This window comes from Mycobacterium paraense (assembly GCF_002101815.1).
GTDB lineage: Bacteria > Actinomycetota > Actinomycetes > Mycobacteriales > Mycobacteriaceae > Mycobacterium > Mycobacterium paraense.
Genome location: NZ_LQPM01000036.1, coordinates 175,374 through 197,117, shown reverse-complemented (window position 1 = coordinate 197,117; position 21,744 = coordinate 175,374). Strand labels below are relative to the sequence as shown.

Annotated in this window: 24 protein-coding genes and 1 tRNA gene; 10 read left to right on the top strand and 15 right to left on the bottom strand. The window is 69.5% G+C overall.

The genetic code is table 11. From position 1 onward, the window contains the following. The first annotated feature begins 18 nt into the window (after window positions 1-18). Window positions 19-705 carry an aminodeoxychorismate/anthranilate synthase component II gene (locus AWB89_RS24200; RefSeq protein WP_085177068.1) on the top strand — a complete coding sequence of 229 codons (687 nt, stop codon included), beginning with the start codon at window positions 19-21 and terminating at the stop codon, window positions 703-705. Here the strand turns inward: AWB89_RS24200 and pknB are convergent. The 7 genes from pknB to AWB89_RS24165 all read right to left on the bottom strand — a co-directional run bounded on the left by pknB (window position 683) and on the right by AWB89_RS24165 (window position 10,459). Further along, complete coding sequence (gene pknB / locus AWB89_RS24195) at window positions 683-2,560, bottom strand: Stk1 family PASTA domain-containing Ser/Thr kinase (RefSeq protein ID WP_085104526.1); 1,878 nt, start codon at window positions 2,558-2,560, stop codon at window positions 683-685. The genes AWB89_RS24200 and pknB overlap by 23 nt on opposite strands. After that, complete coding sequence (locus AWB89_RS24190) at window positions 2,557-3,831, bottom strand: serine/threonine-protein kinase (protein ID WP_085104524.1); 1,275 nt, start codon at window positions 3,829-3,831, stop codon at window positions 2,557-2,559. Before AWB89_RS24190 ends, pknB begins: the two co-directional genes overlap by 4 nt. Next, window positions 3,828-5,306, bottom strand: a complete 1,479-nt coding sequence (gene pbpA / locus AWB89_RS24185; protein WP_085104522.1) for a D,D-transpeptidase PbpA — start codon at window positions 5,304-5,306, stop codon at window positions 3,828-3,830. The genes AWB89_RS24190 and pbpA overlap by 4 nt, the downstream gene beginning before the upstream one ends. Continuing rightward, window positions 5,303-6,712, bottom strand: a complete 1,410-nt coding sequence (locus tag AWB89_RS24180; protein WP_085104519.1) for an FtsW/RodA/SpoVE family cell cycle protein — start codon at window positions 6,710-6,712, stop codon at window positions 5,303-5,305. Before AWB89_RS24180 ends, pbpA begins: the two co-directional genes overlap by 4 nt. Further along, on the bottom strand, window positions 6,709-8,193 hold the full coding sequence (locus AWB89_RS24175; RefSeq protein WP_085104517.1) for a PP2C family protein-serine/threonine phosphatase: 1,485 nt from the start codon (window positions 8,191-8,193) through the stop codon (window positions 6,709-6,711). Before AWB89_RS24175 ends, AWB89_RS24180 begins: the two co-directional genes overlap by 4 nt. Beyond that, entirely contained in the window at window positions 8,190-8,657 is a 468-nt protein-coding gene (locus tag AWB89_RS24170) for an FHA domain-containing protein FhaB/FipA (RefSeq protein ID WP_066917067.1), read from the bottom strand. Before AWB89_RS24170 ends, AWB89_RS24175 begins: the two co-directional genes overlap by 4 nt. A 128-nt stretch (window positions 8,658-8,785) precedes the next feature. Beyond that, window positions 8,786-10,459: a DUF3662 and FHA domain-containing protein gene (locus AWB89_RS24165; protein WP_085104515.1), complete on the bottom strand. Its 1,674-nt coding sequence runs from the start codon at window positions 10,457-10,459 to the stop codon at window positions 8,786-8,788. Between the two features lie 253 nt (window positions 10,460-10,712). Between AWB89_RS24165 and AWB89_RS24160 the strand changes: the two genes are divergently transcribed. Beyond that, a tRNA-Leu gene (locus tag AWB89_RS24160) sits at window positions 10,713-10,795 on the top strand. Window positions 10,796-10,856: 61 nt separating this feature from the next. Here AWB89_RS24160 and AWB89_RS24155 read toward each other — a convergent pair. Continuing rightward, window positions 10,857-11,354 (bottom strand): glutathione peroxidase, encoded by a 498-nt coding sequence (locus tag AWB89_RS24155; protein WP_085177066.1) that lies wholly within the window; start codon window positions 11,352-11,354, stop codon window positions 10,857-10,859. A 22-nt stretch (window positions 11,355-11,376) separates the two neighbouring features. Further along, window positions 11,377-11,730 carry a VOC family protein gene (locus tag AWB89_RS24150; protein WP_085104511.1) on the bottom strand — a complete coding sequence of 118 codons (354 nt, stop codon included), beginning with the start codon at window positions 11,728-11,730 and terminating at the stop codon, window positions 11,377-11,379. A gap of 38 nt (window positions 11,731-11,768) precedes the next feature. Between AWB89_RS24150 and AWB89_RS24145 the strand changes: the two genes are divergently transcribed. Continuing rightward, window positions 11,769-12,035 (top strand): YdeI/OmpD-associated family protein, encoded by a 267-nt coding sequence (locus AWB89_RS24145; RefSeq protein ID WP_085104509.1) that lies wholly within the window; start codon window positions 11,769-11,771, stop codon window positions 12,033-12,035. Between the two features lie 20 nt (window positions 12,036-12,055). Here the strand turns inward: AWB89_RS24145 and AWB89_RS24140 are convergent, their stop codons facing one another. From AWB89_RS24140 to AWB89_RS24125, 4 genes are all read right to left on the bottom strand, one after another. Next, window positions 12,056-12,373, bottom strand: a complete 318-nt coding sequence (locus AWB89_RS24140; protein ID WP_085177064.1) for a GNAT family N-acetyltransferase — start codon at window positions 12,371-12,373, stop codon at window positions 12,056-12,058. A 12-nt stretch (window positions 12,374-12,385) separates the two neighbouring features. After that, window positions 12,386-13,342, bottom strand: coding sequence for a pirin family protein (locus tag AWB89_RS24135; RefSeq protein WP_085177172.1), 957 nt, complete (start codon window positions 13,340-13,342; stop codon window positions 12,386-12,388). A 29-nt stretch (window positions 13,343-13,371) separates the two neighbouring features. Further along, window positions 13,372-14,754 carry an acyl-CoA dehydrogenase family protein gene (locus tag AWB89_RS24130; protein WP_085104505.1) on the bottom strand — a complete coding sequence of 461 codons (1,383 nt, stop codon included), beginning with the start codon at window positions 14,752-14,754 and terminating at the stop codon, window positions 13,372-13,374. A 71-nt stretch (window positions 14,755-14,825) separates the two neighbouring features. After that, the gene (locus tag AWB89_RS24125; RefSeq protein WP_068236090.1) at window positions 14,826-15,242 is read right to left on the bottom strand and encodes a WhiB family transcriptional regulator; all 417 of its coding nucleotides are present in this window, start codon (window positions 15,240-15,242) and stop codon (window positions 14,826-14,828) included. A 144-nt stretch (window positions 15,243-15,386) separates the two neighbouring features. Between AWB89_RS24125 and AWB89_RS24120 the strand changes: the two genes are divergently transcribed. From AWB89_RS24120 to AWB89_RS24095, 6 genes are all read left to right on the top strand, one after another. After that, the gene (locus AWB89_RS24120; protein ID WP_085104503.1) at window positions 15,387-16,175 is read left to right on the top strand and encodes a helix-turn-helix domain-containing protein; all 789 of its coding nucleotides are present in this window, start codon (window positions 15,387-15,389) and stop codon (window positions 16,173-16,175) included. After that, a complete protein-coding gene (locus AWB89_RS24115) occupies window positions 16,172-16,990 on the top strand; it encodes a C40 family peptidase (RefSeq protein ID WP_085177062.1) in 819 nt (272 codons plus the stop codon). The genes AWB89_RS24120 and AWB89_RS24115 overlap by 4 nt, the downstream gene beginning before the upstream one ends. A gap of 11 nt (window positions 16,991-17,001) precedes the next feature. Continuing rightward, window positions 17,002-17,364 carry a DUF4226 domain-containing protein gene (locus AWB89_RS24110; protein ID WP_085177170.1) on the top strand — a complete coding sequence of 121 codons (363 nt, stop codon included), beginning with the start codon at window positions 17,002-17,004 and terminating at the stop codon, window positions 17,362-17,364. A 104-nt stretch (window positions 17,365-17,468) separates the two neighbouring features. Continuing rightward, complete coding sequence (locus AWB89_RS24105; protein ID WP_085177060.1) at window positions 17,469-18,872, top strand: DUF4226 domain-containing protein; 1,404 nt, start codon at window positions 17,469-17,471, stop codon at window positions 18,870-18,872. 54 nt (window positions 18,873-18,926) lie between these two features. Next, the gene (locus AWB89_RS24100; protein ID WP_085177058.1) at window positions 18,927-19,244 is read left to right on the top strand and encodes an ESX-1 secretion-associated protein; all 318 of its coding nucleotides are present in this window, start codon (window positions 18,927-18,929) and stop codon (window positions 19,242-19,244) included. Continuing rightward, on the top strand, window positions 19,241-19,543 hold the full coding sequence (locus AWB89_RS24095) for a DUF2694 family protein (protein WP_068236102.1): 303 nt from the start codon (window positions 19,241-19,243) through the stop codon (window positions 19,541-19,543). The genes AWB89_RS24100 and AWB89_RS24095 overlap by 4 nt, the downstream gene beginning before the upstream one ends. Here AWB89_RS24095 and AWB89_RS27600 read toward each other — a convergent pair. Then, complete coding sequence (locus AWB89_RS27600; protein WP_169716617.1) at window positions 19,540-19,683, bottom strand: hypothetical protein; 144 nt, start codon at window positions 19,681-19,683, stop codon at window positions 19,540-19,542. The genes AWB89_RS24095 and AWB89_RS27600 overlap by 4 nt on opposite strands. Window positions 19,684-19,765: 82 nt before the next feature. On the opposite strand from AWB89_RS27600, the gene AWB89_RS24090 reads away from it, so the two are divergent. Then, window positions 19,766-20,983: a DUF5631 domain-containing protein gene (locus tag AWB89_RS24090; protein ID WP_085177056.1), complete on the top strand. Its 1,218-nt coding sequence runs from the start codon at window positions 19,766-19,768 to the stop codon at window positions 20,981-20,983. Between the two features lie 5 nt (window positions 20,984-20,988). On the opposite strand, the gene AWB89_RS24085 is transcribed toward AWB89_RS24090, so the two are convergent. Further along, window positions 20,989-21,744 (bottom strand): TIGR03084 family metal-binding protein, encoded by a 756-nt coding sequence (locus tag AWB89_RS24085; RefSeq protein ID WP_142282625.1) that lies wholly within the window; start codon window positions 21,742-21,744, stop codon window positions 20,989-20,991.

Sequence of the window (21,744 nt, the reverse complement as noted above, 5' to 3'; positions counted from 1 at the left end):
GGACGGTACCCTGACACGATGCGGATCCTGGTTGTCGACAACTACGACAGCTTCGTGTTCAACCTGGTCCAGTACCTGGGCCAGCTCGGCGTCGAGGCCGACGTGTGGCGCAACGACGACGCCCGGCTCTCCGACGAGAACGCCGTCGCCGCGCAGTTCGCCGGGGTCCTGCTCAGCCCCGGTCCGGGCACCCCGGAACGCGCGGGCGCGTCGATCGCCCTGGTCCGCGCCTGCGCCGAGCGGCGCACCCCGCTGCTGGGCGTGTGCCTCGGCCACCAGGCCATCGGCGTGGCGTTCGGCGCCACCGTGGACCGCGCGCCGGAGCTGCTGCACGGCAAGACCAGCAGCGTGCTCCACACCAATGTCGGTGTGCTGCAAGGACTTCCGGACCCCTTCACGGCGACGCGATACCACTCGCTGACGATCCTGCCGGAGTCGCTGCCGGCGGCGCTGGAAGTCACGGCCCGCACCCGCAGCGGTGTGATCATGGGCGTGCGGCACGCCGAATTGCCGATTCACGGTGTCCAGTTCCATCCGGAGTCGATCCTCACCGAGGGCGGGCACCGGATGCTGGCGAACTGGCTGGCCTACTGCGGCTGGACGCGCGACGACACGCTGGTGCGCCGGCTGGAGAACGAGGTGCGCGCCGCGGTCCGGCCCTACTTCCCGGAGGACGCCGCGGCTACTGGCCGAACTTCAGCGTGATGATCCCGTCCCGGTTGCAACCGGCGCCGGCCGGCGGGTTCTGGTAGACCACCCGGTGCGACTGGGCGCCGCCCGCGTCGACGTCGGGACCCTTGTCCAGCACCCCGGTCCAGCCCAGCGCGCGCAACCGGGGTTCGGCGTCGGTCCAGAACATGCCGGTCAGGTCGGGCATCAGGAACTGGTTGCCCTTGGACACCTGGATCTCGATCACCGAGTCCACCGGAACCGTCTGGCCCTTGGGCGGATTCGTGCCGATCACCTCGCCGGCAGGCCGGGAGCTGTCCACCGGGGTCTGGCTGAACTTGGTGAACCCGTAGACGGTCAGGTTCTTTTGCGCGACGTCGACGGTCTGGCCAGCGACGTCGGGGACCTGCTTGGTCTCCGGCCCGGAGCCGACGATGACCGTGATCACGTTCGTGATCGCCGACGTCTGGTTGGCCGGCGGGTTGGTCCCGATCACCTTGCCCAGCAGCTCCGGGCTCGACGGTGAATTCGCCTGCTTGAACTTGCTGAACCCGGCGGCCTTGAGCTTGCTGACCGCGTCGGTGTAGCTCAGCGAGGAGACGTCGGGCAGCTCGCGTTGCTCTGGTCCGGTGGAGACGTTGATGGTGATCTCGTCGCCGGCGCCGACCGACGCGTTGGCGCCCGGGTCGGTGCTGATGACGTGATCCGGCGGAACGCTGGAGTCCGGCTTCTGCAGCGTCCGGGTCTTGAACCCCCGATTCTGCAGCGCCGCAATGGCATCGGCGGACACCTGCCCGCGCATGTCGGGCACCGTGACGTCGCGGGTGCTGCCACCGAACGTGTTGAACGCGATGACGACCACGATCGTCAGCACGGCCAGCGCGGCGACCGCGACGACCCAACGCCCGATCGAACCGCCGGGGGCACCGTCGCGCTCCCTGTCGTCGACCACCTGGCGGGGCAGCGGGTCGGTGCGCGGCCCGAGGCCCCCCGCGGACGTCAGGAACGAGCTCCGCTCGGCATCCGTGAGCACCTTGGGCGCCTCGGGGGTCTCACCGTTGTGCACCCGCACCAGGTCCGCGCGCATCTCGGCCGCGGTCTGGTAGCGGTTCTCCGGATTCTTGGCCAGCGCCTTGAGCACGACGGCATCCAGGTCGGCGGAGATGCCCTCGTGCCGCTTCGACGGTGGCACGGGGTCCTCGCGGACGTGCTGGTAGGCCACCGCGACGGGCGAGTCACCGGTGAAAGGTGGTTCGCCCGTGACGATTTCGTAGAGGACGCAGCCCAGCGAATACACATCGGATCGGGCGTCGACGGAATCGCCGCGCGCCTGCTCAGGGGACAGATACTGAGCGGTCCCGATCACGGCCGCGGTCTGGGTGACGCTGTTGCCGCTGTCGGCGATCGCGCGCGCGATGCCGAAGTCCATCACCTTGACCGCGTTGGTGGTGCTGATCATGATGTTCGCCGGCTTGACGTCGCGGTGGATGATGCCGTTCTGATGGCTGAAGTTCAGGGCCTGGCAGGCGTCGGCGATGATCTCGATGGCCCGCCGCGGTGGCAGCGGCCCGTCGGTGTGCACGATGTCGCGCAGCGTGACGCCGTCGACGTACTCCATGACGATGTAGGGCAGCGGACCGGTCGGTGTGTCCGCCTCGCCGGTGTCGTAGACCGCGACGATCGACGGGTGATTCAGCGCCGCCGCGTTCTGCGCCTCGCGCCGGAAGCGCAGGTAAAAGCTGGGGTCGCGGGCGAGGTCGGCGCGCAGCACCTTCACCGCGACGTCGCGGTGCAAGCGCAGGTCGCGGGCCAGGTGGACCTCGGACATGCCCCCGAAACCGAGGATCTCGCCCAGTTCGTAGCGGCCGGACAGCGGCTCGGAGGCGGTCATTGCGGCGTCTCTGGACGGGCCGGGGGCCTGCTGTGGTCACCTGCGTTGCCCGCGCTCCCCTGATCCGGCCAGTCCAGTCGCAGGCTCGGTCCGGATCCGCTGGGCGTGCTGGTCGCCGGCGGCGCCGTCGCTGGCGGGGTCCCGGTGTCGGTGACCGTCGGGGGTTGCTGCTGCTGGTCCGTGCGGGAATTGATGACGATGATCACCGCGATGAGGATCGCCAGCGCTCCCAGCACACCCGCGGCCCACAGCAGCGCCCGCTGGCCCGACGAGAAGGTGCGCCGCGCCGGGGGCCGCGAACGGCCGGTGGACGGCCCGGACCGGCGCACCGGGGCGCTGCGGCCGGCGGTGACGGGCGCCCGGGTGTGCGGGCTGGACGGGATGGCCGCCGGCGAGGCCCGCCCCGGCGGCGGCGACTGGCTGGGCCGCGGGGGCCGGCGCCCGGCGCGCACCGCGGCGACGGCGTCGGCGAACGGCCCCCCGCTGCGGTAGCGCATCTGGGGATTCTTGACGAGCGTGATCTCGATGAGCTCCCGCACGTTGGGTGGCAGCTCGGCGGGCAGTGGCGGCGGCGGTTCCTTGATGTGCTTCATCGCCACCGTCAACGCGCCGTCGCCGCTGAACGGCCGCTTACCCGAAACCACCTCGTAGCCAACGACTCCCAGCGAATAGACATCGCTGGCCGGGGTCGCGTCGTGACCCAGCGCCTGCTCGGGGGCGATGTATTGGGCGGTGCCCATCACCATCCCGGTCTGGGTCACCGGCGCTGCATCGACCGCCTTGGCGATGCCGAAGTCGGTGATCTTCACCTGGCCGGTGGGGGTGATCAGGATGTTGCCCGGTTTGACGTCGCGGTGGACCAGGCCGGCGGCGTGCGCGACCTGAAGCGCCCGACCCGTCTGCTCGAGCATGTCCAGCGCGTGCCGCAGCGACAGCCGCCCGGTGCGCTTGAGCACCGAATTCAGCGGTTCGCCGTTGACCAGCTCCATCACCAGGTACGCCGTCCGACCCTCGCCGTCCAGCTGGCTTTCGCCGTAGTCGTGGACCTGCGCGATTCCGGGATGGTTGAGCATCGCGGTGGTCCGCGCCTCCGCGCGGAACCGCTCGATGAACTCGGGGTCCTGGGAGAACTCCTGCTTCAGCACCTTGACCGCGACGCGCCGGCCCAACCGGCTGTCCACGGCCTCCCACACCTGGCCCATGCCACCGGTGGCGATCAGGCGCTGCAGGCGGTATCTGCCTGACAGCGTCACACCAACTCGCGGGCTCATGGTCCTCCCTGTAGCGCGGCCTCGATCACCGCCCGTCCGATCGGCGCGGCGAGAGCGCCCCCGGTCGCGGATAGTCGGTCGGCGCCGTTCTCCACCAGCACCGCCACGGCAACCTTCGGCGCCTGCGCGGGCGCGAACGCGATGTACCACGCGTGCGGCGGAGTGTGACGCGGGTCGGTGCCATGCTCTGCGGTACCCGTCTTGGATGCAATCTGCACGCCGGGAATCGCCCCTTTCTGCTGTGCGACCTTCTCGGCGCCGACCATCAGCTCTGTTAGCTTAGCGGCGACCTGCGGCGACACCGCGCGGCGCTGTTGGTAGGGCGCCGTGTTGCTGATGTTGGAAAGGTCCGGTCCCTTGAGGCTATCGATCAGATAGGGCTGCATCGTCACCCCGGCGTTGGCGATGGTCGCGGCGATCTGGGCGTTCTCCAGCGGCGTCAGCGCCACATCCTTCTGACCGATGCTGGACATGCCCAGCGCGGCGGCGTCCGGGATGATCCCGACCGTCGATTCGGCGACCTGCAGCGGGATGACGCTGGGCGTGCTGTCCAGGCCGAACGAGCGCGCCATGCTGCGCAGCGCGTCGGCGCCGGTGAGCAGGCCCAGCTGGACGAAGGCGGTGTTACACGACAGCGCGAACGCCTGGCTGAGCGACACCGTCGGCTCGTTGCCGCACGGCGTGCCGCCGTAGTTCTCCAGGGTGGCGGTGCTGTTGGGCAGCGGAATGGTGGCCGCCGCCGTCAGCTGCTCGGTCTCGGTAGCGCCGGCCTGCAGCGCCGCCGCGGTGGTGATGACCTTGAAGGTGGAACCCGGCGGGTAGGTCTCCGAGATGGCGCGGTTGGTCAGCGGGTTGTCCGGGTCGTCGCGCAGCCGCTGCCAGGCCTGCGCCTGCACCTCGGGATCGTGCGACGCCAGCTGGTTGGGGTCGTAGGACGGCGACGACACCATGGCCAGGATCTTGCCGGTGGACGGTTCCAGGGCCACGACGGCTCCCTTGCACGGCGGTCCGCCGCAGCCCTGCTGCATCGCGTCCCAGCCCGCCTGCTGGACCCGCGGGACGATCGTGGTGTCGACGTTGCCGCCGCGCGGATCGCGACCGGTGAAGAAGTCGGCCAGCCGGCGCCCGAACAGGCGCTCGTCGGACCCGTTCAGCAGCGGGTCCTCGGCGCGTTCCAGGCCGGTGCTCGAATACCGCAGCGAGTAGAAGCCGGTGATCGGCGCGTAGACCGCCGGGTTGGGGTAGACCCGCAGGAACCGGAAGCGGCTGTCGGTCGCGACTGAATAGGCCAGCAGCTGGCCGCCGGCGACGATCTGGCCGCGCTGGCGCGAGTACTCGTCGAGCAGCACCCGCTGGTTGCGCGGGTCGGCGCGCAGCCCGTCGGCCGCGAACACCTGCGTCATCGTCGCGTTGAGCAGCAGCAGCACCACCAACGCCATCACGGTCACCGAGATCCGGCGGAGAGAGGCGTTCATACCCGCTCGATCACCTCGGTGCTGGCCGCCGCGATCGGCGACTTGTTACGCGCGCGGGTGCGCAGGGGACGCCGCGCGCTGTGCGAGATGCGCGCGAGGATCGCCAACAGGATGTAGTTCGCCAGCAACGACGAGCCGCCGTACGACATCCAGGGGGTGGTCAGCCCGGTCAGCGGGATCAGGCGGGTCACGCCGCCGACGACGATGAACAACTGCAGGGCCAGCGTCGACGCCAGACCCGCCGCCAGCAGCTTGCCGAAGCTTTCCCGCGTCGCGATTGCCGTGCGCAGCCCGCGCACGATGACGATCGTGTACAGCATCAGAATCGCCGCCAGGCCGACCAATCCGAGTTCTTCACCGAACGCGGCGATGATGAAATCGGTCGACGCCGCCGGCACCGTGTCGGGCTGACCGTTGCCGAGCCCGGTGCCGAAAATGCCGCCGGTCGCAAAGCTGAACATCGACTGCACCAGCTGATAGCCGCTGCCGTCGGGGTCGGAGAACGGGTCCCACCACATCTGCACCCGAACCCGCACATGCTCGAAAAGGAAATACGCCGCAACGCTTCCCGCGACGAACAGCACCAGGCCGATGACGACCCAGCTGAAGCGCTGGGTGGCGAGGTAGAGCACCACCAGAAACGACGCGTACAGCAACAGCGAAGTGCCGAGGTCCTTCTCGAAGACCATGACGCCCACCGAGATCACCCACGCCGCCAGCAGCGGCGCGAGATCGCGGGGGCGGGGCAGGGTCATGCCCATGAAATGCTTGCCGACGCTGGTGAACAGGCCGCGCTTGGCGATCAGCACCGAGGAGAAGAAGATCAGCAGCAGGATCTTGGAAAACTCGGCCGGCTGAATTGAGAAGCCCGGGAAGCGAATCCAGATCTTCGCGCCGTTCTGCTCGGACATGGAGGCCGGCAGCATCGCCGGGATCGCCAAGAACACCAGCCCCGCGACGCCGCAGATGTAGCCGTAGCGGGCCAGTTGCCGGTGGTCCTTCAAGAAGGTGACCACCAACGCGAACGCGGCCACCGCCACCACGGTCCACAGCATCTGCTGGGTGGCGCTGGGATGGCGGCGGCCGCTCAACTCGTTGTTGACGAGGTCGAGCCGGTGGATCATCACCAGACCAAGACCGTTGAGCAGAGCCACAATTGGCAGCAGCAGCGGGTCGGTGTAGGGGGCGAAGCGCCGGATCGCCAAGTGCGCGCTGCCGAACATGACCAGAAAGATCAGCCCGTAACTGACCAGGTTCCAGCGCAGGCCGCGGTCCTGGTTGGCCTGCACGATGAGCAACGCGGCGACGGTGATCAGCGCGGCGAAGCACAACAGCAGCAGTTCGGCGTTGCGCCGAGTAGGCAGTGGAGGAGTGACTGCGACCGGCGGCTGGACTTGTGTGGTCATGCCACCGCCCGGCAATCGATGCCCGGCTTTGGTGGTGGTGGCGGGAGCGCGGTCACCGTCTGAGTGGTCGTGGGCGACGTGGTCGCCGGCGCTGAAGGCGCGGTGCTCGCGGGGCTGCTGGTCGGGCTGGCGCTGGAGGGGGTGGCACTCGAAGAGGTAGGGGGCGCACTGACATTCGGCTCGGTGCTGGCCGGCGGCGAGGTGGCGCGCGGCGGGGGACACGGCGGCAGCAGGGAGTTGGCCGACAACTCCCGCAACTGGCCGATGGCGTCGTCCAGGGTGCCGGCCGGAAGCCCGGCCTGAACCTGTGCGCGCTCGGGAGGCCGCAGATCCTGCAGTTGCATCAGCCGGCAGTCGAGATGACCGCCGCTTTGGCCGGAACTGATCAACGTCAGCTCGTTGCGGGCATTGAGGCAGCCGATCAGGTACGGCTCATGCAGCGACATGCCGAGCAGCGATCCCTGTATTCCCCGCAGGATCGACACCATGCCGTTGTATTCCGCGACGTAGTAGTTGCTGCGGATGATGGCTCGGCCGATGCCCAGGCCCGCGAGCACCAGCAGCACCACCAGCGTGACGACGATCGCCGTCCGGCGCCGCGACCACCGGGATCGCCGGGGCGCTTCCTCTTGCGCCGGAACGCGTTTGGCGACCTCCTCGCGCGGCCTGATGGCCGAGGCGCGCCCGGCGGAGGTGTTGGGCAGCGTCAGCTGGTCGTCTTCTCCCGAGACGGCGCCGGCCAGGATCGGCTGCGTCTGGCCGTAGTCGTAGTCGACGACGTCGGCGACGACGACCGTCACGTTGTCGGGACCGCCGCCGCGCAGCGCCAATTCGATGAGGCGGTAGGCACTCTCGGCCACGTCGGGGATCTGCAGCGCCTCGAGGATGGTCTCGTCGCTGACGGGGTCGGACAGCCCGTCGGAGCACAGCAGGTAGCGATCGCCCGCGCGCGCCTCGCGCATGGTCAGGGTCGGCTCGACCTCGTGGCCGGTCAGGGCCCGCATGATCAGCGAACGCTGTGGGTGGCTGTGCGCCTCTTCCCGAGTGATCCGCCCCTCGTCCACCAACGTTTGGACGAACGTGTCGTCCTTGGTGATCTGGGTGAGCTCGCCGTCGCGCAACAGATAGCCACGCGAGTCCCCTATATGCACCAGCCCAATCCTGTTGCCGTCGAACAGGATTGCCGTCAGCGTGGTGCCCATTCCCTCGAGGTCGGGCTCCATCTCGACCTGTGCGGCGATCGCCGCGTTGCCGGAGCGCACCGCGGCGTCGAGCTTGGCGAGCAGGTCCCCGCCGGGCTCGTCGTCGTCGAGATGGGCGAGCGCCGCGATCACCAACTGGGACGCCACCTCGCCGGCCGCGTGGCCGCCCATCCCGTCGGCCAGGGCCAGCAGCCGCGCGCCGGCGTAAACGGAGTCTTCGTTATTGGTGCGTACCAGGCCGCGGTCGCTGCGGGCCGCGTATCGCAGGACCAGGGTCACGGGCGCAACTCGATCGCCGTTTTGCCGATTCGAATCGGCGTTCCGATGGGAACCCGTACCGCAGTCGTCACCTTCGCCCTGTCAAGGTAAGTGCCGTTGGTCGATCCTAGATCCTCGACATACCATTCCGAGCCGCGCTGAGACAGCCGGGCGTGCCGTGTCGAGGCGTAGTCGTCGGTGAGCACCAGGGTCGAGTCGTCAGCGCGCCCGATCAACACCGGCTGCCCGCTCAGCGTGATGCGGGCGCCGGTCAGGGCGCCCTCGGTCACCACGAGATAGCGTGCGGCGTGGCGGCGCTGGCGTGAGGGCAGCAGCGTGCCGCGCAGCGCCAGACCACGGCGCACCATCACAGCCCCGGTGGGCGCGTAGATATCCGTCCGCAGGATCCGCAACACGGACCAGATGAATACCCATAACAACATCAAAAATCCGGCACGCGTCAGCTGCAGTACTAGTCCCTGCATCTGGCGTCCTTTCCGTCCTGGCGCCGCACCCCTCGTCGCGCCCGTGACACCGAGCACATCAGCAACGTCACGATACTTGGACGGTCGTCGACGCGGGGCGAAGCACGGCAGCTTTGAGCCCGGTGCGTCTAGTGGATGCGAACGATGATTTCCGAGTGGCCCAGGCGGATCACGTCGCCGTCGGCCAGCTGCCACTCCTGTACCGGCGCGTTGTTCACGGTGGTGCCGTTAGTGGAGTTGAGGTCGGAAAGGAGCGCGACCTGCCCGTCCCAGCGGATCTCCAGGTGCCGGCGCGAAACACCGGTGTCGGGCAACCGGAATTGGGCATCCTGGCCGCGACCGATGATGTTGGCGCCTTCGCGCAGCTGGTAGGTCCGGCCGCTGCCGTCGTCGAGTTGCAGTGTCACTGAGGTCCCGGCGGCGCCGTAGCCGCCCTGGCCGTAACCGCCGTAGCCGCCCGCGGCCGGCTGGCCGTAGTCGGCCGGTTGGCCGTAGTCGGCGGGCTGGCCGTAGTCGGCGGGCTGGCCGTACTCGTAGTCACGGTGGGCGGTGTCGGCGTATCCGCCTTGCGGGGGGTACCCGCCGCCCGGAACGCTTTCGGCGTACTGGGTGTAGTCGCCCTGGCCGTAGTCCTGCTGGCCGTATCCGCCACCCTGCTGATAGCCCTGGTCGTAGCCGCCGCCCTGCTCCGGGTAAGGCGGACGTTGTTGCTCGGGCGCGCCCTGCGGCGCCGGCGGCGCGTAGGCGCTCTCCTCCGGGCGGGCCGGCCCGCGCCCGTACTCGCCGTACCCGTACCCCTGCTGGGTGGCCCCGGCCTGACCGCCACCGGGCGGCGGGTAGCCACCGCCCTGCCGGTAGCCCTGGTCGTAGCCCTGACCGCCGTAGCCGCCGGGCGCGGGAGGACGTTGTTCGTAGGACGGCGGCGGGTAGCCGCCTTGCCCCTGGTCGGGGTAGCCGCCCGGCGCCTGGTAGCCGCGCTGGTCGTAGCCGCCCTGCTCGGGGTAGCCGCCGCGCTGCTCTTGGTAGCCGCCCTGGTCGGGGTAGCCGCCGCCGGGCTGTTGCGGGTAGCCGCCGCGCTGTTCCTGGTAGCCGCCCTGGTCGGGGTAGCCGCCGCCTTGTTGCGGGTAGCCGCCCTGCTCGGGCTGGCGAGGTGGCGGGTAGCCACCCGGCGGCGGGTAGCCACCCTGCTCGGGCGGGTAGCCGCCGCGTGGCTCCGGCCCGCCCTGCGGCTCCGGTCCGCGCGCCTCGTCTTGCGGGCGCCCGTAACGGTCGTCGTAGTACTCGTCGCCGGGCCGGCCCTGCCCCTGACCCCCGTGGTAGCTCGAATTGTCAGTCATTGCTGCTACTCCTCGTTCTGCGCCGAACGCGTGATCTGATTGTGGCCGGAGAGGGTGGATGACGGTCGGGCGGGGCTCGACATCGGGATTGACAGCACCGCGGGCGCGGTACTGGCCGGTATGCAGGCTCGACGACTGCTCGAACCGGACGACCACATCACCATACGTTTGCCACCCCTGTTCATAGATATAGTCGGCCAGGTACCTCGCGAAAGCGTTCGACGTGAGATCCGTGTCGGCTCCCACCTTCGCAAAGTCGTGCATACCGAGGGTAATGATGTATTCGTTGGGGGCCAAAAGACGATTCCCTTGCAGCGCGCGTACCCCGTCCTCGGCTTCCCTGCGCAATAGCGCTTCAACCTCTTGCGGCACGATCGATCCGCCGAACATCCGGGCGAACGCGTTGTCCACCGTCGCCTCGAGCTTGCGCTCGATCCGCTGAACGAGCCCCTTTTGGCTACTCATCTTTCAGCGCTCGCCCGCAGTTGCCGTGGTGTGTCGCGGGCGCGAGGCAAACGAACCGCCCGCGTGTTGGCTCACTCCAGCATGTTATCGGGACTTCGCGACGGTGCGGCACCGTGGGAATTCTGAGAATCGCATCCGCGCAGCTCAACGCGCTGTCGGGGCGGTCGGGCGGTGCCGCGAGCGGCCGCCCGGTCCCGCCAAGGCGATTGGGGCAGGCGACGTTTAGAGTGGTATGGTCCTTCGGTTGTTTTCGGGGCGAGTGGCGGAATGGCAGACGCGCTGGCTTCAGGTGCCAGTGTCCTTCGGGACGTGGGGGTTCAAGTCCCCCTTCGCCCACCGGTGAGCGGTTCTACGAACCGTCGGCCTAAAGGCCACGAACTCGAATAGTTCGTGGCCTTTATGTTTTCCGCTCGGGCAGCACGGCCTCGACGGCGCTGATGACCTCAGGGGCGTCGGGTTGCGTCCGGGGACGAAACCGATTGACCACCTCACCGTCGGGGTCGAGCAGAAACTTCTCGAAGTTCCATTGGATGTCGCCCGCCGAACCGTCGGAATCGGTGGCCTTGGTCAGCTCGGCGTACAGCGGGTGGCGGCCCTCGCCGTTGACGTCCGTCTTGGCCAGCAACGGAAACGTCACCCCGTAGGTCGTCGAGCAGAACTCCCGGATCTCGTCGGCCGTGCCCGGTTCCTGGCCCATGAACTGGTTGCACGGAACGCCGACGACCGTCAGACCGCGGTCGCGGTAGTCCTTGGCGAGCTTCTCCAGCGCGGTGTACTGCGGCGTCAGGCCGCACTTGGAGGCGACGTTCACGATCAGCGTTGCGCCGCTGGACAATTCGGCCAGCGTCGTCGGCGTGCCGTCGAGGGTGGTGAGGGCGATGTCTTTGAGGGTCACGCCGACGACGCTAACACTTGTCTCACCGGCCCAGCGGGCTGTAAAAGACCAGGCCGTTGCCCTTGTTGTCGTAGACCACGGCCCGCCGCTCGTGCGCGTCGTCGTACGGGCCCTTCACGATGCCGCCGCCGCTGGCTTCGATGGCCTTCGCGGCGGCGTCGACGTCGGCGGTCTTGATCCCGACCACAACCTGCCCGGGTATGGGGTGGTCCACCGCGGTCGCCAGCGCGAGGGTGACCGCGCCGCCGTCCAGGGCGGCGAAATGGGCGCCGTCGCGGAACTTCAGCGGCATTCCGAGGGTCTCGCTGTAGAAGCGGATCGACTCGTCCAGATCGTCGGTCGACAACACGATCATCCGCACCTCGTGCTCGGTCACTGCTGCCTCCTCGGGCCCGGTCGCCTTACCCTAGCCCCGTGAGCAGCAACCGAGTCCCCGGCGGAGTGGTCCACAAATTGCCGGCCGATCTACGTGAGGCGTTGACCGCGAACTCGACCGCCTTGGCCGCCTGGCAGGACATCACGCCGTTGGCGCGCAACGAGTTCATCTGCTGGGTCGAGGACGCCAAGCAGGACGCGACCCGGCAGCGCCGCATTCGCCGAACCCAGGAGGAGCTGGAGGAAGGCAAGCGGCGGCCGTGTTGCTGGCCCGGGTGCAAGCACCGCGAGCGCACTGGCAAGTAGACGGACCGGTTAGGGCCGTACTACCGACGGGCGTCGGGAGTGACGGGATCGGTGATGTCATCGAACTCGGGGTGCTTCTTGAGCACCGTGACCACCATCGAGCACACCGGAACGATGCGCTTGCCATCGGCGCGAGCCGCGTTGAGCGCCTCCTCGACGAGGATGGTGGCCAGGCCGCGGCCGCCGTACGCGGGGTCGATCTCGGTGTGGTGGAAGACGCGCTGATCGCCACGATCGTAGAAGTCGGCGAGGCCGACGGTCTTTCCCTCGACGGAGATGGTGTACCGGCCCTCCTCGGCGGTGACGGTGGTCGGGGCGCCGGTCTTGTCGGCGGTCATGTGTGCTCCCTTCTATGCGGTACTCGGTCGGGGCCGCAGCCGGGTGGTCGGCAACGGCGGAGCGGGCAGTCGGGTGACCGACCCGCGATAGCCCGTGACGGCGCCGAACCGGTCGTCGCCGTCCTCCCACTGTCGGCGGTAGCCCACGATGTCGTCGTGACTGCGGCCGACGAAGTTCCACCACATCACCAACTGTTCGGCAAACGGTGGCCCGCCCAGGAGCAGCGCCCGCGCCGGCCGGTCACCGAGGTTGCGCACCGGCACCGTCGAATGGCCGGGTCCTTGGTAGCCGAGCTCGGCGACCGCCAGGGCCGTCGCGCCCAGCGCGACCGCCCCCGAGTCGCAGAGCAGGCCGTGTTCGAATGCCGGATCGACCTCGATGTCCAACGCGGCGTTCGGCTCCAGGTCGAGCTGTGCGCCCAGCAGCGGCGTGAACGTGCGCACCGGGGACCTGCCGTCGGCCAGCTGCCCGAGAAACACGCGTGCGACCGCCCCCGGCAGCGAAATCGGCGGGGGCGCGTAGTGGGCGAAGTCGCGGCCGGTGTCGCGGTGCGACTCGGGCAGCGCGACCCACAACTGCACCCCGTGCAACGCGGTATCCGAGTCGATCGACACCTCGGAGTGGCAAATACCGGCGCCCGCCGTCATCAGGTTCAGCTCGCCGGGCCGGACCAACGCGTGGACTCCGGCGCTGTCGCGGTGCTCCACTTCCCCGTCGAACAACCAACTGACGGTTTGCAATCCGGTGTGGGGGTGAGGCGGGACGTCCATGCGCGCGTGTGCCGGTCCGTAGTGGTCGAGGAAGCACCAGGCGCCGACGAGCGAGCGTTGCCGCTGCGGAAGCGTGCGCCGCACCCGCATCGCCCTCGGCCCGCCCAGCGGGACCTCGCGCGGATGTAACACCTCGACGCCGGGGGCGCCGGACGCGCCGCAAGCGACTTCGACCGGGGCGGTCTCGAGGTTGCTCACCAGCCCGACGCTACGCTTCGCGGCGAGCCTCACCTGCCCGGCGGCCGCAGCACCTTCATCGCCAGCCGCATGACCGGTGCGGGCACGCGGTCCTGCATCGACAGCGCGGCGTCGGCGGCGCGGGATCGCAGCGGGGTGCCGCGACCGAAGATCCGGTTGAGCGGCCCACCGGTCGGCTCGATCACCACATGCAGCGGCGGGGTCCCCACCGCGGCGCCCAGCGCATTCGAGATGACCATCCGCTGAATCTCGCTGGTGCCCTCAAAGATGGTGTACAGCTTGGCATCCCGATACCACTTCTCCACCGGGTGGTCGGTGATGTAGCCCCAGCCGCCCATCGTTTGGATGGCCCTCTCGGTCGCCTTGACGGCGACCTCGCTGGCGGCGAATTTCGACATCGAGCCCTCGCCTCGCTCGAACGGGACGTTGTTGGCCGCCATCCAGGAGGCGCGCCAGGTCAACAGCCGGGCGGCGTCGATCTCGGTGGCCAGTTCCGCCAGCGGGAACGCGATGCCCTGGTTGTCGATGATCGGGCCGCCGAAGGCCTCTCGTTCCGTGGCATACCACGTCGCGTACTCCAATGCGGCGCGGGCGATCCCGATCGCCTGGGCGGCGACCATCGGCCGGGTCTGCTCGAAGGTGCCCAACGTCGCGGAGCCGGATCGCTGGCCACCGGCCACCACCTCGCGGGCCTTGGCGAGTTTGTGCTCGAGCTTCTCTTCTCCGCCAAGCAAGTTGGCTCCCGGAACGCGCACCCCCTCGAACAGCAATTCGGCGGTGTGGGATGCGCGGCAACCCAGCTTGTCGAGCTTTCGGACCAGCTTCAGCCCGGGCGTGCCGCCGGGCACGACGAACAGCGCCTGACCGCGGTGGCCGAGCTCCTCATCGACGACCGCGTTGACCACATGCACATTGGCGATGCCGCCGTTGCCAATCCACATCTTGTGGCCGTCGATGATCCAGTCGTCACCGTCGCGGCGCGCGCGAGTACGCAGATTCCGGACGTCGCTGCCGCCCTCGGGCTCCGAGATCGCCAGGGCGGCGAGCTTGATATCGCCTGGGGTTCCGAAACATTCGGGGGCCCACTCGAGCATCTGCTCCGGCGACGCGGCCTGCCCGATCGCCGACAGCGCGAGCGCGGGCATGACGATCGCCAATCCGATTCCCGCGCAGCCCCAGAAGAGCTCCTCCATGAATATCGGCAGCGAAATGCCGGTCGGGTCACCGATCAGGTCGCGGTAGAACAGCGGACTGTAGAAGCCGCGCTGGGCGGCCTCCTCCAGGACGGGCCAGGGAAACTCCTGGCGCTGGTCGTAGTGCAGGGCCACGGGGCGGATGACTTCTTCGGCGAACTCGTGCGTGCGCCGGGCCAGGTCGTGTTGTGCCGCCGTCGGTGTCAGGTCGAACGTCATGGATCCGCCTCGGGGTGGACAGACTCGCTCGTGCCAAGCCGGTCTACCCCGTCGGCGGGGTCAGCAAACTGTCAGGCGGCGGAACGGGGACCCACTTGCGCGGTCGGCAGGTGCAACACCACCGCCGCCACGGGGACCGCGTCGTGCTCGTGCCGGGCCAGCAGCGCCGCGTTCTCGGGCAGCTGCCGCGAATTGATCTCGCCGGCGGCGATCCGGCGCAGCACGTCGTGGGCGCGGGCGAGTTGCTCGCGCTTGCGGTACTGGCCGCCGGGCAGTTTGACGCCCGCCCAGACGCCGTATTCCTCGCGGTGCGCGATGGCGTGCTGGGCGCACCGGCGCTGCTGCGCCAGCGGGCAGCGGCGCAGGCACTGGATTCGCGCCTCGGTGGCGGACCGCTCGTAGGCGCGCGCCTTGGCCGCGCCGTCACCACCGTCGTCGTCGGGATAGCCGAACCACAGTTCCGGGTTGGCTGCGCAGGGGTGCCCCATGTCGGTCTCCTTCTGAAGCGGTGAAACGTAGGCAAAAGCGTATACACGTATAGAGCGCGAGCGCAAGAGAAACGTGACAAAAACGTATATGCGCTGGATGGGGAGGCGCCGTGTGTACTATCCGGCCTATGGCCGGAGCCTGCGGTGAGCCGTGAATCGGCCGGCGCGGCCATCCGCGCCTTGCGCGAGTCGCGCGACTGGTCGCTGGCGGAGCTCGCCGCCGCGACGGGCGTCAGCATCATGGGCCTGAGCTTTTTGGAGCGCGGCGCCCGCAAGCCGCACAAAAGCACAGTTCAGAAGGTGGAGAACGGGCTCGGCCTGCCGCCGGGCACCTACTCTCGGCTGCTGGTGGCCGCCGACCCGGATGCCGAATTGGCGCGGCTGATGGCCGCGCAGCCGGTCGAGCCGCGGCCGGGCAGGCCCGCCGGAGCGGTCGTGGTCGACCGGCACAGCGACACCGAAGTGCTGGAAGGCTACGCCGAAGCCCAGCTCGATGCCCTCAAATCCGTCATCGATCGGCTTCCGGCGACGACATCAAACGAATATGAGACGTATATTCTGTCTGTGATCGCTCAATGCGTGAAGGCGGAGATGCTGGCGGCCAGCTCCTGGCGGGTGGCCGTCAACGCCGGCGCCGATTCGACGGCGCGTCTCATGGAGCATCTGCAGGCCCTCGAGGCGACGCGCACGGCCCTGCTGGGGCGCATGCCCACCAGCCTGAGCGCCCGCTTCGATCGCGCGTGTGTGCAGTCGTCGCTGCCGGAGACGGTCATCGCCGCACTTGTCGGTGTGGGCACCGACGACATGTGGGACATCCGCAACAGGGGCGTGATTCCGCCGGGGGCGCTCCCCCGCGTCCGCGCCTTCGCCGAGGCGGTCGAGTCGTCCGGTGTGGACAACTCGGATCACGACGGCGGCGAGGAGGCGTCGTGACAGACACCGAAATCGAGGTGCTGACCCGCGCCCATCGGCTCTTCGCCGGTGACACGAGCCGGGCGACCCTGGACGCGGGCACCGCTCCCCACCGCTACCTGCTGCGAGGTGTCGGCGGCCTGAATGGCGGTGTGGCACAGGCTAGTTACGTGCTGGCGGCGGACCGCGGCCGGCAGCGGTTGCAGGCGGCTGCCCGCACGGACACGGACGCCGCCGACGTCATCGACCGCGCCCGCCGGGACCGGGCCGAGGCCCGCGAGCTGACCGGATCGGTCGTCCAGGAGGCCCGGGCCGACGCCTCCCCGGGTCCGATGACGCCGATGGCCCAGCGCGAGGCGATGCGCCGCCGCGCGGCGCGACTGCGCGCACAGCGGGCGCACGTGGTGTCGGGCCGCCTCAAGGCGCGGCGGCACGCCACGGCGCTGCGGGCGCTGCGGTATGGGCTGGCACACCATCGCTTTCCCGGGCCGCCGGCCACTGGGCGCGCCGCGGTGGCCGTGCGCGCGGCCTTGTCGCGACTGGGACACCCCTACGTCTGGGGCGCCACCGGGCCCGACCGGTTCGACTGCTCCGGGTTGGTTCAGTGGGCCTACGCGCAGGCGGGTGTTCAGCTGGGCCGCACCACCTATCAGCAGATCAACGACGGGATTCCGGTGCCCCGTTCGCTGGTCCGGCCGGGCGACCTCGTCTTCCCCCACGCCGGACACGTCCAGATGGCGATCGGCAACAACCTGGTCGTTGAAGCGCCCTACTCGGGCGCGTCGGTGCGAATCAGTCGGTTGGGCAGCAACATTGCGATTCGGCGGCCGCTATGACGAATGAACCCATGCCAGAACAAGCCGGACCCGCGCTGGGCGCCATCCAGGCGCGGCAGTCGGCGCTGGCCGGCCAGCACGGCACCGCCTCGGACGCCGACCGTGTGCTGGCCGAGGTACTCGCCAGCGCTCACGCCGCCGCCCGTGAAAGCGTCAGGCGGCTCGACGCGATCGCCGAGGAGATCGACCGCGCCGCCCTGCAGCGCGGGGGTCTTGCCGCCGACACCCCCATCGGGGCCCGCGAATTGCACAGATTCCTGGTGGACAAGCAACGCGAGATCGCGCGGGTCGTGTCCGATGCCCGCGAGCTCGGCCGCGCGAAAAGGGCTGTCCTGGAACGGCTGCGCGCGCAGTACACCCTTCCCGCCGGCTAGCCGCGACCCCGAGCCGAGTCGGCGGTGCACAGACCCGACGGGGTGAATTGTCGGCCGGAACGTGTCTGGGTACTGTCGCCCGGCATGGAGGGGCCGCGACACCGATGTCGACGTATGACGATCTGATCAACGCGATTACATACGTCCGGGAGCGCACCGGCGATCCGAACGGGTGGCAGACGGGCCTGGCGCCGGACGAGGTGGCCGCGGTCATGACGCCGACCACCCGACCGGAAACACTCGACGCGATCGTACGCAAGATCCGCCAACAGCATTCGGGCCTGTTCGGCACCGCCGCGCCGGCGGGTCCGCCCGCCGGATCGCCACCGGGCGCACCCGAGCCCGGCCGCGAGCAGGGTCAGGCCGCCGAGGCCATGACGGATGCCGAAGCCGCTCTGGCACACCAGAATTCGGCCAGCTCTCAGCTCGACATGCAGGTGATCAACGCCATCCTGAACGCCCACCTGAACGCCGTCGAAGGCCGGGAAGCGCTGAGCAGGTTGCAGCGCGAAACCGAAGTCGCCGTCCTGACGCGCTCGGACCTGGACACCCCGGCCGGGGCGCGCGACTTCCAGCGGTTCCTGATCGGCAAGCTCAAGGACATCCGCGCGGTCGTGCTGAACGCGAGCCTGGACGACACGTCGAAATCGGCGCTGATGGCCGCCTGGACGTCGCTGTACGACGCGTCCAAGCACGGCCCCGACGAGCGTCCGGCCGCGGCCGCAGCTCCGGTTGCCGCACCCGCCGACGGCGCCGACGAGGCCGTCGACGATCCCGCGATGGACCCGCTGCTCGATCCGATGTTGCCTGACGACCCCGCGCCGGCGACCGGCGATCCCGCCGGGCCGTCCCCGGCGGGGAGCACCGCGGCCCCCGCGGCGCCGGCCATGCCCACGGTGCCGGCGCTGCCGTCCCTACCCGGGTTCGGCGGGGCGTCGATACCGGGCGGCACGGGCGGTCTGCCGCTACCCGGCCTGCAGGACATCGGCGACGACAGGCCGTTCGGATCCCATGACCCCGACCGCGCCGACCGGCCGGACGAACCCAACGCCGGCGACGACGGGGCCCACGCGGAGGACGTCGCGACGGAGGAACCCGAATCGCCACCGGTGGGGCCGACGGTCGTTACCCTGCCCGACGGCGATACCGTCACGGCCGCCAGCCCACAACTGGCCGCGGCGATCCAAGCCGCCGTCGGTGGGGCATCGATCCCAGATGCGTTCCATCAGCAGGGAATTACCATTCCCCCACCGGGCACGCCGGTCCCCCAGCCCATCGACCCCCTGCAAACCGCGCCCGGCGACATCGGCATCCTCACCGATCGTCACGCGCTCGCACTCGGCCATGAAAAGGCCCTTCTCGACGGCCAGATTCAGCGCATCGCCACCGTGAGCGGGCCGAACTTTCTAGGCTGGGAGCATCCACCGGCGGTGAACGCGCCCACGACCCCGCCGGTCGAGCCGCACACACCGACACCCACAGGGCCGGCGGCCACGTCGACCACCTGACAATAGTGATGGCCCCGCCTCCCCCGGCGGCGCACCGAGTAGGAGAGAGAGCAGATGGCAGAACCAATCCGTGTGGTGCCGGCGCACTTACGCGAAGCCGCTGCGCATCACCAGGAGACCTCCGATTACCTGCGCACCGTTCCGTCTTCGCATGCGGCGATCCAGGAAAGCCTGGACTCGCTCGGGCCCATCTTCGGCGAACTGCGCGATGCCGGACGCGAACTGCTCGAGCTGCGGCGCCAGTGCTACGAACAGCAAGCCGACGACCACGCCGACATGGCGGAGAAACTCAGCGCGTCGGCGGCGATGTGGGAAGAGCACGAGCAAGAGGCGGCACGAAATTTCGGCGGCATCGTTGACGGGGGTCGGTGACGGACGCCAATCCCGCCTTCGACACCGTCCACCCGAGCGGGCACATCCTGGTCCGCTCCTGCCGCGGCGGGTATATGCACAGCGTCGCGCTGAGTGAAGAGGCGATGGAAACCGACGCCGAAACCCTGGCGCAGGGAATCCTGTTGACCGCCGACGTGTCCTGCCTCAAAGCGCTGCTGGAGGTTCGCAACGAGATCGTGGCGGCCGGCCATACCCCGTCGATGGAGGTGCCCAGCCCGCACGACCTCGATGCGGCGATCGAAAAGCTGCTGGCGCACAAGTTGCGGCGCCGCGCCTAGACCAGCCAGGTCTTGGCGCTCTCGGGATCGGGAGCGATGTCCGTGGGCGGCTCGACGGGGTTGGGGCCGAACAACTCTCGCGCGCGGGCCAGCAGGGCGCGCACCTCGTCGAGTTGCTGCTGCAGCGCAGATTCAGCCATGTCCCCACGCTACCCAGGCCGTCGCAGCAGCACAATTCACCGACCGAATAGACGACCCGACGGATGCCGGTAGGCTTAGCCAGTGGCGATCTTCGGTCGGATAACGGCGCGTCAGCGCCTCCGGAGAGCTACCCGGGAATCGTTGACGATTCCGGCCTTCAGCTCCCCGGTGGACTGCACCCCGTGGGTGACGGGCGGGCTTTGGCCCGCCGAATTGTCCGCCGCCAGCGCCGAAACCGCCTCTCTCGCAGAGTATCTGAGGGACGACCTGCAGCGCATCACCCGAAGCGCCAACGACGACCTCAGGAAGATCCGGCTGGCGGACATGCCCGAATTCGTCCGACGGGCCGAGGAAGCCAGGGTCATCGAGGACGCCCGGGCGCGCGCGGTGCGGCGCGTCGAGTCGGCCATCCGCCATGTCCACGCGGTGAAGCCCGAGCCGCCGCTTGACAGCGCAGATCTCGAGACCACCCAGATCATCCCCGTAGTCGCCGATGCCGATCCCGCGCCTCCGGAAGCCGTCATAAGCGAGCCCGATGAACCGGCGCTCGACGAACCGGCCGCCGAGGAGGAGCCCGAAGCTTCCGAGGGTCGGCACCGGGCCTCCGACGAGGCGAGCACTCCCCCGCGGCCCGCGCCGATGGAGCCAATCCCGGTGGCCGCGAGCGCAACCGAATCCGACGACGAACGGCTGCAGCGCCTCCTCGCGTTCGTCGTCCATCAAGAGCCGCGCCTGAATTGGGCGATCGGCGATCGCCCCGACGGCAGCACCGTGCTGGTCACCGACTTCGCGCATGGCTGGATACCGCCGGGCATCGCCCTACCCGCGGGCGTGCGGCTACTGGAACCGGAGCGACGCACCGGCAAGGTCTCCGCCCTGATCGGCGAGGCCCGGCGCACCCGCAGCTACGCCCCCGGCGATTCCCTGGGCTGGCTGGATGACTTCGCCCAGACGGAGGCCTCGGCGCGGCCCCGTGAGCTGCCCGCGGTAAACGACCTGGGGTGGGAGCTGAGCCAGGCCACGCACTGGCGGGACGGGTTGCCGCGGATGGTGCACACGCTGGCCCGGGCCGCGGCGGCCGGAACGGGTGTCGCCGAAGAAGAAATCGACTTGCTGCGGGTGCATCTCGACACGGCGCGCTATCAGCTCTTGATCCAGTATCCGAACATCGATCCGGCGCTCTTCCTGAATTGCCTGCTACTGGCCGCCACCGAAGGGGCCGTGACCGGGGATTTAGTGTCGGCGAACTACCACCTCGCGTGGTTTCACAAGCTCAACGAGCCGACGGGTGCCATGTAGGTCGGTTACCGACCCGGGCCGGGCGGGCCCGCGAAGGCTTGCGCGATCTCCAGCCATCGCTGGGCGTCGGGGCCGTGCGCCGCGATGTCCAACGCGTCCAGCGGGCGCCGCTGGGTCACCAGGAAGCAGAAGTCCTCGGCGGAACCCGTGACCCGCTGCTCCGCGTCGGGCGGGCCCCAGAACCAGGTGTCGCCGCCGGGCGCGCGCAGCTCGACCAGGAACGGGTCGCTCGGCGGAGTCAGGTTGTTGATGACGAACGCGTAATCGCGGGTGCGCACCCCGATGTGCGCGATCGACCTGAGGCGTTCGGTGGCGTGCCGTTTGACGCCGAGGGCGTCGGCCACGTCGAGGCCATGCGCCCACGTCTCCATCAGCCGGGCCGTCGCCATCGACGCCGCGCTCATCGGCGGCCCGAACCAGGGCAGCTTGCGGCCGTCGGGCACGTCCAGCAGGGCCTCGTGCAGCCGCGCCCGGGTGGCCCGCCAATCGGCGAGCAGTTCGGCCGGTGCCACCGCCGCCAGTTCCTCTGCGCCGGCGTCCACGAAACCGGTCGGGTCGGCCTGAGCCGCCGCCAACACCTCGGCGAAACCCGCCTCGTCGGTGACGGCGGTCAGCGCGACCCGGTCGGTCCACAGCAGGTGCCCGATCTGGTGCGCGATGGTCCAGTCCGGCGCCGGCGTCGGTTCCGCCCAGCGCTCGGCCGGCAGTGGGGCCACCAGCGCGTCGAGGTCGTCGCTTTCGGCGCGCAGGTCGGCCACCAT

Excerpts from the sequence above, each read along its gene's own strand:
- AWB89_RS24200 (WP_085177068.1), top strand. The coding sequence starts at position 19 with ATGCGGATCCTGGTTGTCGACAACTACGACAGCTTCGTGTTCAACCTG.
- pknB (WP_085104526.1), bottom strand. The coding sequence starts at position 2,560 with ATGACCGCCTCCGAGCCGCTGTCCGGCCGCTACGAACTGGGCGAGATC.
- AWB89_RS24190 (WP_085104524.1), bottom strand. The coding sequence starts at position 3,831 with ATGAGCCCGCGAGTTGGTGTGACGCTGTCAGGCAGATACCGCCTGCAG.
- pbpA (WP_085104522.1), bottom strand. The coding sequence starts at position 5,306 with ATGAACGCCTCTCTCCGCCGGATCTCGGTGACCGTGATGGCGTTGGTG.
- AWB89_RS24180 (WP_085104519.1), bottom strand. The coding sequence starts at position 6,712 with ATGACCACACAAGTCCAGCCGCCGGTCGCAGTCACTCCTCCACTGCCT.
- AWB89_RS24170 (WP_066917067.1), bottom strand. The coding sequence starts at position 8,657 with ATGCAGGGACTAGTACTGCAGCTGACGCGTGCCGGATTTTTGATGTTG.
- AWB89_RS24165 (WP_085104515.1), bottom strand. The coding sequence starts at position 10,459 with ATGAGTAGCCAAAAGGGGCTCGTTCAGCGGATCGAGCGCAAGCTCGAG.
- AWB89_RS24140 (WP_085177064.1), bottom strand. The coding sequence starts at position 12,373 with ATGACCGCCGACAAGACCGGCGCCCCGACCACCGTCACCGCCGAGGAG.
- AWB89_RS24130 (WP_085104505.1), bottom strand. The coding sequence starts at position 14,754 with ATGACGTTCGACCTGACACCGACGGCGGCACAACACGACCTGGCCCGG.
- AWB89_RS24125 (WP_068236090.1), bottom strand. The coding sequence starts at position 15,242 with ATGGGGCACCCCTGCGCAGCCAACCCGGAACTGTGGTTCGGCTATCCC.
- AWB89_RS24110 (WP_085177170.1), top strand. The coding sequence starts at position 17,002 with ATGCCAGAACAAGCCGGACCCGCGCTGGGCGCCATCCAGGCGCGGCAG.
- AWB89_RS24105 (WP_085177060.1), top strand. The coding sequence starts at position 17,469 with ATGTCGACGTATGACGATCTGATCAACGCGATTACATACGTCCGGGAG.
- AWB89_RS24100 (WP_085177058.1), top strand. The coding sequence starts at position 18,927 with ATGGCAGAACCAATCCGTGTGGTGCCGGCGCACTTACGCGAAGCCGCT.
- AWB89_RS27600 (WP_169716617.1), bottom strand. The coding sequence starts at position 19,683 with ATGGCTGAATCTGCGCTGCAGCAGCAACTCGACGAGGTGCGCGCCCTG.
- AWB89_RS24085 (WP_142282625.1), bottom strand. The coding sequence starts at position 21,744 with ATGGTGGCCGACCTGCGCGCCGAAAGCGACGACCTCGACGCGCTGGTG.